Below are 10,655 nucleotides of genomic sequence, written 5' to 3'. Positions count from 1 at the left end.
CTTGGTGTGTTAATCTAAGAAACTTAAAAAAAGCGCCTACTTTTGATTAAGGAATTAAAAGGAGGCGCATTTTTTTTGCTTTGTTATTAATAATTTTATTAAATAGTCGGTAACGTTTCAGGCCATATTTTTCCAGGATTCAGGATGTTTTTGGGATCAAGGGCAGATTTAATCGCTTGCATTAGCGCCAACGCATTACCGTGCTCTTGCTGCATGTATTTTTGCTTACCTTGTCCGATGCCGTGCTCACCCGTACAAGTACCATCCATCTCTATCGCGCGGCTCGCTAAGCGGCTGATGATACCGTCAGCGGTGGCGATCTCTTCAGGATTATTGGTATCGACCAATAATAAAACATGAAAATTACCATCACCGACGTGACCGACGATAGGGCCAATCATACCCGACGCTTCGATATCTTTTGCCGTGGCGCTAACACATTCTGCTAAACGCGAAATGGGAACGCAAGCATCAGTCGATAAAGCGCTGGCTTCAGGTCTGAGAGCGGAGCTGGCATGATAAGCATTATGCCGTGCTTGCCAAAGACGTTTACGTTCGGATTCATTGGTATCCCAAGCAAAATCTGTACCGCCGAACTCTTCAATGATATCGGCAAATATTTGTACTTGTTCAGCGACACTTGCGTCTGTGCCATGAAATTCTACAAATAACGTTGGTGTCTCAGTCAAATCAAGATTGGCGTATTGATTACAGGCTTTAATTTGCACCGCGTCAAGCAGCTCAATTCGAGCGACAGGTAAGCACATCTGGATGGTGAGCATCACCGCCTGACAAGCGGCCTCAATCGTTGGGAAATGACAAATACCACTGCCGATACATTCACTGATTCCGAATAACTTAAGCGTGACTTCGGTGACGATACCAAGCGTCCCTTCTGATCCAATCATTAATCGTGTTAAATCATAACCCGCGGCAGATTTTTTTGCGCGTGTTCCTGTCCGAACGATATCGCCATTGGCAGTGACCACCTCAAGCGCGAGTACCACATCTTTCATCGTGCCATAACGTACGGCATTAGTACCAGAAGCGCGAGTAGCAACCATGCCGCCGATACTGGCGTTGGCACCTGGATCTATCGGAAAAAACAATCCTGTGTCGCGCAAATAATGATTTAATTGCTCACGTGTCACCCCCGGCTGTACGGTCACTGTCAAGTCTTCGCTATTGACCTGCAATATCGCATCCATGGCATGCATGTCGATACACAGTCCGCCATAAGGAGCATTTAACTGTCCTTCTAAAGACGAGCCAATACCAAAAGCAATTACTGGCATCTGATACTCATTACAAATCGCAACAGCGGCAGCGACCTCGTGTTTATCTTGTACTGTTAACACGGCATCAGGCGGCTGGTTGGCAAGCCACGTCATGGTATGGCCATGCTGTTCGCGTATGGTTCGATTGACACTGAGTTGTTTGCCAAAGCGAGCTTGCAGGGTAGTAATAGCAGCGCTATGATTTGGTTTTACGGTCGTGCTGGTAGGTAAAGGTAACGTGGATGTAGACGCTAGAGTTGACATAATAACTCCTTTATATAGAAGATTTTTTAACTAAAATAATGGGATTAAATAAGATAAAAAGTTAAGCCCTCATTCACTTTAACTGTCGTTCAAGAGCAATTAAAGTGCATGAGAGCTTATTAAATAATAGGGAAACATTCATCACGCTTTCTAGGGAGCGTTTGCCACTAAAATATCAACAATCTAGGCCAATACTCGCCATATAACCACGAAAATTGCTAATAGATAAAAAATAGGCGCAAACCAACCGACCTGCGTTGCAATAGCAATAAAGGTAACAAAACCAGCCAGTGCCAGCCAATCGCGGCGACGGTCATTGAGCATATCAGCACGGATTTGCTGTATTTCTCGTAGCTGACTGTCTTGGCGCGAGCCTTGAGAGGCAAGGCTTTGTAAGCCTTGGTCTAATAACTTAGGAATGTCAGTTGTTGATAATAAAATCTCAGGCAATTGCTGACGTAACTGTTGTAAATTACGCATCGGATCTAGCTGCTCTTTAATCCAGCCACTTAAGATTGGCTTGGCAAGCGACCAGATATCGAGGTCGGGATATAAGTCGCGACCAAGCCCTTCAACATGTACCAAAGTTTTTAGCAGAAGCATTAATTGCGGTGGAATACTCATATGGTGACGACGCGCAATGTCTAAAATTTGCATCAACACACCAGCAAAATCAATGTCATTAATAGATTTTTGTAGCATTGGGCCGACAGTGCGTTTCATATCCCGCATTAATGCATGTTTATCGGTATTGGGCGGTATCCAACCTGCGCGGCTAACGATATCAACCATCGCCGTAAAGTTATTATTCATCACCGCCAATAGCATCCGCGCAACGATAAGCTGATCATCTTTTGACAAAGTGCCCATAATGGCGCAATCAAGACCAATATAGCGCGGCTCGTAGCCAAGCTCAGCCGTTGTCACGTCACTGTTTAACGTTTTAACTGGTGGCGTTTCTACAAACACATTTCCTGGATGCATATCGGCATGAAAAAAGTTATCGCGAAAAACTTGAGTAAAAAATATCGTTAAGCCTTTTTCTGCCAATGTTGCTCGGTCATAACCCAGTTTATCAAACACCTCGACCTGCGAAATAGGGACGCCTTGGATACGTTCCATGACCATGACGTTTTTAGCCGCATCATAAACTTCTGGCACATACATCAATGCCGAACCCAAGAAGTTATTGCGCATTTGAGTGGTGTTGTCGGCTTCTAACGTTAAATCCAACTCATTTAGCATCACTTGACGATAATCTTCGACAATATCGATGATATGAACGGCGCGCGCCGCTTCGATACGAGCCGATGCCCAATTGGCAAGCTCACGTAGCAGTTCAAAATCAGAGACAATAGTGCTGCGAATATCAGGGCGAACCACCTTTACCACTACTTCACGACCATCATGCAATGCGGCAGTATGAACCTGGGCGATGGAGGCTGCTGCTAACGGTTTAACATCAAAACGGGCAAATAACGTGTCAATAGATTGACCAAGGCCCTGTTTAGGGTCTTGGATTTGAGCAATGGCAACGTCAACGTCGAAAGGTTTGACTTTATCTTGCAGCTGCACCAATTGCTCGATAATCTCAGGCGGCACCAGGTCGCGACGCGTCGATAGCAATTGCCCGAGTTTTAAAAATAACGTTCCCATATCTTCAAGCGCGTACTTGATGGCGTTTGGTTGGTGTTTTTTACCCCAGGCAGCGGGATGTAAGCGAATGAAACGCGCCAAAGGTTGCAGCTGCGGCGCTTCTTCAATAGAAAGATGGGTGTCAATACGATACGTAGCGGCAATACGCCAAAGCTCAAATAAACGGGCACGATGAGATAATAGCATGGGGTATGGGTACTCTAAAAAAGTCAAAAATAGGGCAGGGTCTAGGACTGTTTATAGTTAGTATTTAAGCAGTCAAAGCAACTATTTATTATTATCTATTATTGATTAAATGTGCCTGCTCATCTTTTATTGCCGCAAGCCTCGCCTCTTCACGCTCGACATCCGCTCGCAGCTTTAATAGTTGCTGCTTTAGATCATTCACTTCAGCCGCTTCCATCGGGTCAGGGGCACTATTGCCTGCCACATCGTTAGCCCAGTCGCTGACATCGTCAAACGCGCGTTTGGCGCTGTGACGCCAGCTACTCTTTAGCTGTGATATTAGTAGATGCAACTGGCTGGCCATTGGCTTTCCGATAAATGGCTCAAGCTGACCAGCGACGTCAGGATCAAATCCTGCCACCAATTGTTTCAGCTGCATCAGCACTTTGTAATCACCAGCGATAGGTAAATTACCTTCAGTGCCGCGCATGAGATTGAGCAGTTGGGCTGGATTGTCAACGGTCACAACGCAGTCCGGACGGCTATGACCGATTCGCGATTTATTTAAACTGGCTTTTTGACGCTCTTCCATACTGCCGTTTGGCTCAAACACGCTTTCAGTGGTGACTGGCTCAAAACGCAAACGCTCATCAGTAAATAATACGTCTAAATGAATCTCAGGTATTGCTATATTTAAACGCAATACTTTACCCGCAAGCGGTGCTAGACCGGTTTTGGTGATTTCATCGCTGGCGATGGCAATATTAATCAGCTTTTCGGCACCCGCCAAAAGTAAGACAGTCAGCATAAGGCTCTCGTATATTTAGTTAAGCGCCTGAAAACAGCGCATCGTTTATCAAAGCTAACATAAAGGTTAAAAGTGATCATCGATAGATAGTAATTACTTTATCGCCATACTTTTTATAATCAAGCTCTAAAACTATTATTAAGCTTTAAAACCACGATGTACCGCAACGATACCAGCCGTCAAATTATGATAATCACAGTTTTCAAATCCCGCTTGTTGCATCATCTGCTTAAGCGTTTGCTGATCAGGGTGCATACGAATTGACTCTGCCAAGTATTGATAGCTTTCAGAATCGTTGGCAACCAGCTTTCCCATAATTGGCAAGGCGGTAAATGAATACAAATCGTAGGCTTTCGATAATGGCTCAAAGACAGGTTTTGAGAATTCTAAAATCAATAATCGACCGCCTGGTTTAAGGACGCGATACATGGCTTTTAGCGCTGCATCTTTGTCCGTGACATTACGAAGACCAAAGCTAATGGTCACCAAATCAAAGCTTTCATCATCAAAAGGCGCGAGTGTTTCAGCATTGGCGAGGACAAAATCAACGTTGTTACAGCCAGCATTGATAAGGCGTTCGCGGCCAACTTCTAGCATGGCGGCGTTGATGTCTGATAACACCACATGACCATTTTTACCAACTTCACGACTGAAAACTTTGGCCAAATCGCCCGTACCACCTGCAATATCGAGAACGTGTTGACCCGAACGAACGCCCGATAAACTAATGGCATAACGCTTCCACAAGCGATGAATACCAAATGACATTAAGTCGTTCATAATGTCGTATTTTTTAGCAACTGAGGTGAAAACATCGGCAACACGCGCTTGTTTTTCGGCTTTATTGACCGTCTTATAACCAAAATGGGTTTGCTCATTGCCATCGGTATCGAGCGTATGCGGATTATTTATGTCATCACGCTGGTTAAAAAGGGTTTGTTTGGTGGTTTGAGCTTGCGGGGAAGTCGTGCTTGTGCTGTTGTTTATCGTGTTTGGCATAGTCGTTTGTTGGCCTTGTGGCGTTCCAGTTGGCAAGTCTTGAACTTGGGTAAAGTCATTATGGTTGCTGTTGTCGACTTCGGCATTTGCATTAAGCGATGCACTAGAACCATAGCTTTGACGTGCTTTTACTTGATCGGTAATGTTTTGGTTGTTGGCAATACTATCTTTGACCAGTTTATCTTGTAAATGGCCATGAGAAGTTGGGCTATTGGTATGAGTTTGATCAGTTTGGCTAGGGTTGTTATTAGAGTTATCAGTCATCGCATTATCCTATTATTCATTTTTATGTATTCATTTTTATGATGGCGTATTTGAGCGGGGTTTAAACTTAAACACTGAGTAAATGCTGTTTAAACCCTATTTAATCACCATACCGCGCAGTTAGTCACAGGTATTATTGTTCCTATCATACACCAAACGCTGCTGGCTTACCGCCATTATCCGTGTCATGAACCTCGTCAATAATCTTAAGCTCACGCTCACAAAACGGTTCGATAAAGCTGCTCACGCTCTTTAATGGCTTCATTGCTTTAAAGCCTGAATCGATAAAGTCGTAAAGCGGTTGAAAGTTATGGCGATAAGCCGCGCCTTTGGCTAGGCCAAAGGCTTTTTTGAGCATAAACGAGTTCAAATCTTTATCGGTACGATAGCAGACTTCTTTTAGATTATTAATTTGTACGCGGCGCTCGTTTGCTTCATCGACAGCACGGTAAGCAGCAAGCATGTTTTCTTCATTAACGGGTAAATCTTGAGCCACTAACCACTCGGCCAAATGTAAATCCAACTCGATGGCCAAGATAGACGCTTGAATGCCCATGCTACCCGCTTCTAAAGAAGCCTCTTTAGCAAGGCGTTCCAATTTCTTGGCTTTGGGAAGGATGCGGCCTAGCTGTTCTGCCAACACTTTAAATTCATCACCACCATACAGCTGCGTCAAAAAATACTCTGCCATCGGTTTGTTTTTTGGTTGTTCAAATAGCGCACTATGTGTCTTTTTAATACGGGCTTGTTGCCATGCTTGCACTTCTTTAAGCTTAGTATTTAAGGCAGCATTTTCATGATGTGGCAGCGCCCAAAAACGGTTTAAGTGCTGTTGTAAATTGGCTAAAGCAGACATGGAGGGTCTTCCTATAAAAAGTAAAAATGGCAATCATTTTGATGATAAAAATTCTAGGTAATGCTAAGGGGTTGTACTTTGGGTAACTATTAAAGCAGGCGCACAAAATTGTGTTCACCTTAAAAGAAAATAACGCAGAATACAAATGCCAAACTGTTACATAGCAGCGTTATTTACTATATTTACTCAATGCTATGATTAAGCTCATAAGTTTTCAATCATGCTTTTAATTAAGGAAGGACTCCAGTTATGGGCAAAAACAATAATACGACTGAACCTGAAACGCCACAAGCGGTAAGTGCGCAATTTAGCGAGGCAGTTGCCCGCAAACATTTAACGCCCAATCCGCTCAGCCAGTTTTCGATGGATAAAGATACCCTTAGATTGGCTTTGGTTAATGCCCAATTTGCCTTGCGAGCCACGCGGCAACAATCACCGCCAACCATCAATAAACCAACAGGACTCTTGGTGCTGGTTAACGGGATGGAACAAGCAGGAAAGGGCACGGCGGTCACGCAACTGCGGCAATGGGTTGACCCGCGTTTACTTAAAGTAGAGGCAACCATCGGTTATGGTCCGTTGGCGTATCAACCAATTTGGCAAGCGCATACCAAAGCGCTGCCGCGACACGGCGATGTCATGGTGTACTTCGGTAACTGGTACGCTGATTTGCTTTACAACGTCATGAGGATGGCAACCCGAGATAATGACAATAAGAAAGATGGTAAAAATGAAGAAACTAGCGACCATAAAAAAGAACACAACGAGAGTAAAAAGCTAAGAGATAAAAAGTTTACGAAAGTTAAGGAGTTACCCATCGGTCAATGGCAAGACTACCTACGAGAAGCGCTGACTAAATTACAAGCGTTTGAGCAAGATCTTGCTGCTAACCAAACCAAACTACTCAAATGTTGGTTTCATGTCGATATCGACACACTGCATGAGCGGCTTAATGATGATGAAGCAGATCCAGAATTTTTATATCAAGTTGATTGGAACAGCAAAAAGGTCGTCGAGACCTTTAATGAGGTAGCGATCGCATTATTACGACAGCAAGATGATTGGAGTATTATCGATGGTACTGATAAATCACAAGCGGCTACTCATTTTTGTCATGAAGTATTGCAGGCAATGCAAACCGCATTAGCAAGTAGTAAAGAAGCAAGCAGTAAAGCCGCAAGCAGTAAAGCCGCAAGTGGAAAGTCAAAAAAGATGACAAAATTTGACCCTGTCACCATACCTAAAACCTTAACAGATATCGATGGCAACGAAATAGATAAGGATAAATATCATGACGCATTAGCAGATAAGCAAGCGCATCTAGCCAAATTGCTAAGGGCGCGTCAAGGTCGGCATGTGGTATTTGCTTTTGAAGGAATGGATGCTGCTGGTAAGGGCGGCGCCATTAAAAGGTTAGTGGCGCCGCTCGACCCCCGTGAATATCAAATTTATAATATTGGCGCGCCGATGATATATGAGTTACAACACCCTTATTTATGGCGGTTTTGGACCAAGCTTCCAAACGAGCAAACCGATCGTATCAGTCGTATTGCTATCTTTGACCGTACTTGGTACGGACGAGTATTGGTTGAGCGTATTGAAGGCTTCGCTACCAATGAAGAATGGCAGCGCGCCTATGATGAAATCAATCGCTTTGAGGCCGATTTGGTAGCAGCTGGGACAATAGTTATTAAATATTGGTTGGCTATTGATAAAAAAGAACAGCTTGAGCGCTTTGAAGCGCGTGATGATACTCCGCACAAGCAGTTCAAACTGACCGATGACGATTGGCGCAATCGTGACAAATGGTCGGATTATGTACAGTCGGCCACCGATATGCTGGCACGTACCGATACAGAGGACGCACCTTGGGCCATCATCGCGACTAATGAAAAACGGCAAGCGCGTTTGGATGTGTTGGACCATGCGATTGATCAGTTATCTGCAGCACTTTCTAAGATTGAAAGTTAAAGACAAATATAATTGATTGGTAAAGGCTCACAGAGATGAAAAAACCATGGATGTTTGATGGTTACTGTTCTTTTTACTCAGCAAATTTATAAAATTTGACAACAATTTTTCACTAAGTTGATGGCTTTTCTGAGCAGTGTTTGTGCAGTTACAAATCTTGCAATATCATCATGCATTATGTGTCTATATTTAATATAATAGGCGCGTAATAATTTGGTCTTATAACTTGGCTTTTTACTGAAATATCCGAGTAGCCGGATAGGACCTTCTCTATATAAGCACTTTGATTATTACCAACAGATTTGTCACAACCAATGCTATTACTAGAAGAAACTAAGCCGCAGGATGCTGTAATCGGACGATTTGGCAATACCACTTGCGGCTTTATGACATGTTGCGTGATGGTTTTTATCTGATGTATTTATTGTGAGCAAGCGACCTTAAGAATAAGAATGAATAATCATGCAAAATTCTCAGGTCGCTATACTAATAATATATTGCAAGACAGTCATTTAAATCCATTTGTAAAACAGAAGTTTAAGAAAGAAATACAAGCTAATTTTCAAACTGTTATTTCAAACACACGTTGCGTACGAGCTATCACAATGTTGGGTGGTTAAAACAACACTATCAATAGCGCCGCAATGTTATCAATCACCTATAATTTCAATCAGCTTACGCAGGACGTATCAACGTATGGGTATTAGCAGCAGTTCTAGAGGACCAACTAAAGCAGTCGGTTCTATGAGAATCAATCTATTTTTTGCCATTTTACTGATTGCGATGACCGCTTACTTTTTATGGTGGGGTCTAGATTACACCATGCATCAGCAGACGGCGCTATTTATTGTAGCGACGGCTTTTGGTGTCTTTATGGCATTCAATATCGGTGGTAACGACGTCGCCAACTCCTTTGGAACCTCAGTAGGGGCAGGGACGTTGACTGTCCCTCAAGCCTTGGGTATCGCGGCGATATTTGAGGTGTCAGGCGCGGTTTTGGCGGGCGGTGAAGTCACCGATACCATTCGCAGCGGCATTGTTGATCTGGATGGTTTATCAGTATCACCTAACCAGTTTATTTATGTCATGCTCTCAGCGCTCATTGCAGCAGCGTTTTGGTTGTTATTTGCCACCAAAAAAGGTCTGCCGGTTTCGACCACGCACGCCATTATCGGCGGCGTTGTTGGTAGCTCTGTTGTGCTAGGTATTACCTTAGGTGGTACAGATATGGCATTGTCAGCCGTGAATTGGAGCACGATTGGAACGATTGCTATCTCTTGGGTCATATCGCCGCTACTAGGTGGCTTTTTTTCTTACTTATTATACGGACAGATTAAGAAAAATATCATTGAATATAATGATAAAACCGAGGCGCATATTGCGACGCTAAAAGGCGAGAAAAAAACCTTAAAGCACAATCACAAAGAGTATTTGGAAAGTTTGACAGAATCAGAACAACTGGCGTATACGTCAGCGATGCTGCGTGATCAAGAAATCTATAAAGATGATGATTGCGACGTTGAGGATTTAGAGACCGATTATTACAAACAGCTTTATGAAATTGAGCACGAACGTAGTAGCCTTGATACCCTAAAAGCCCTTAAACAATGGGTACCGCTCATTGCTGGTGCTGGCGGTGCGGTCATGACGTCACTGGTCGTCTTTAAGGGTCTCAAGAATGTCAATAGTAACATGACAACGCTGCAAGGCTTTTTTATCATGGGCATGATAGCAGCGCTGGTCTGGCTTGCGACCTTTATTTATACCAAGAGTATTCGCGGTAAGCATAAAGAAGATTTAACCAAAGCCACGTTTATCATGTTTAGCTGGATGCAAGTTTTTACCGCGTCAGCCTTTGCTTTTAGTCATGGCTCAAATGATATCGCCAATGCCGTCGGCCCTTTTGCCGCCATTATGGATGTCATTCGTACCAATAACATTGCAACCGAAGCTGCGGTACCGGCTGCGGTGATGCTGACCTTTGGTGTGGCGTTGATCGTTGGACTTTGGTTTATCGGTAAAGAAGTCATCCAAACCGTCGGCACCAATTTAGCGAAAATGCATCCTGCGTCGGGTTTCTCAGCGGAATTAGCCGCTGCTGCTGTCGTTATGGGCGCATCTACCATGGGTTTGCCTGTATCGAGTACGCATACGCTAGTTGGTGCAGTTCTTGGTATCGGTATGGTCAATCGAGATACCAATTGGGCGCTGATGAAGCCTATTGGTTTGGCATGGGTGATTACCCTGCCTGCGGCGGCCTCGATGTCTGCTATCAGCTATCTCTTATTAAGTAACATTTTTTAAATGAGAGCTTTATAGTTATTTATTATAGTTTTCTATTTTTATTCTAATTTTCTATTAAAGAATAAAAAACGCTTATCGACGTGAGGTTGAT

Annotated in this window: 7 protein-coding genes; 2 read left to right on the top strand and 5 right to left on the bottom strand. The window is 43.6% G+C overall.

Translation table 11 applies throughout. The features are described from left to right. Nucleotides 1–98: 98 nt before the first annotated feature. The 5 genes from B4K26_RS06510 to B4K26_RS06490 form a co-directional block, all read right to left on the bottom strand. Nucleotides 99–1,541, bottom strand: a complete 1,443-nt coding sequence (locus B4K26_RS06510; protein ID WP_296244276.1) for an FAD-binding oxidoreductase — start codon at nt 1,539–1,541, stop codon at nt 99–101. A gap of 183 nt (nt 1,542–1,724) precedes the next feature. Beyond that, nucleotides 1,725–3,383: an ABC1 kinase family protein gene (locus tag B4K26_RS06505; RefSeq protein ID WP_296244274.1), complete on the bottom strand. Its 1,659-nt coding sequence runs from the start codon at nt 3,381–3,383 to the stop codon at nt 1,725–1,727. Nucleotides 3,384–3,474: 91 nt separating this feature from the next. Then, entirely contained in the window at nt 3,475–4,170 is a 696-nt protein-coding gene (locus B4K26_RS06500) for a ubiquinone biosynthesis accessory factor UbiJ (protein WP_296244273.1), read from the bottom strand. A 138-nt stretch (nt 4,171–4,308) separates the two neighbouring features. Then, nucleotides 4,309–5,169 carry a bifunctional demethylmenaquinone methyltransferase/2-methoxy-6-polyprenyl-1,4-benzoquinol methylase UbiE gene (gene ubiE / locus B4K26_RS06495; RefSeq protein WP_409521411.1) on the bottom strand — a complete coding sequence of 287 codons (861 nt, stop codon included), beginning with the start codon at nt 5,167–5,169 and terminating at the stop codon, nt 4,309–4,311. 409 nt (nt 5,170–5,578) lie between these two features. Next, entirely contained in the window at nt 5,579–6,289 is a 711-nt protein-coding gene (locus B4K26_RS06490) for an FFLEELY motif protein (protein WP_296244271.1), read from the bottom strand. Between the two features lie 249 nt (nt 6,290–6,538). Here B4K26_RS06490 and B4K26_RS06485 point away from each other — a divergent pair, with 249 nt between their 5' ends. Next, nucleotides 6,539–8,260 carry an ATPase gene (locus B4K26_RS06485; RefSeq protein WP_296244270.1) on the top strand — a complete coding sequence of 574 codons (1,722 nt, stop codon included), beginning with the start codon at nt 6,539–6,541 and terminating at the stop codon, nt 8,258–8,260. A 696-nt stretch (nt 8,261–8,956) separates the two neighbouring features. Next, nucleotides 8,957–10,564, top strand: coding sequence for an inorganic phosphate transporter (locus B4K26_RS06480; RefSeq protein WP_296244269.1), 1,608 nt, complete (start codon nt 8,957–8,959; stop codon nt 10,562–10,564). The last annotated feature ends 91 nt before the right edge of the window (nt 10,565–10,655 follow it).

Origin of the sequence: Psychrobacter sp. UBA6766 (assembly GCF_002453355.1) — a bacterium.
Classification (GTDB): Bacteria; Pseudomonadota; Gammaproteobacteria; order Pseudomonadales; family Moraxellaceae; genus Psychrobacter.
The sequence above is the reverse complement of the archived record's forward strand: the minus strand, read 5'-3'. Positions and strand labels throughout refer to the sequence as shown.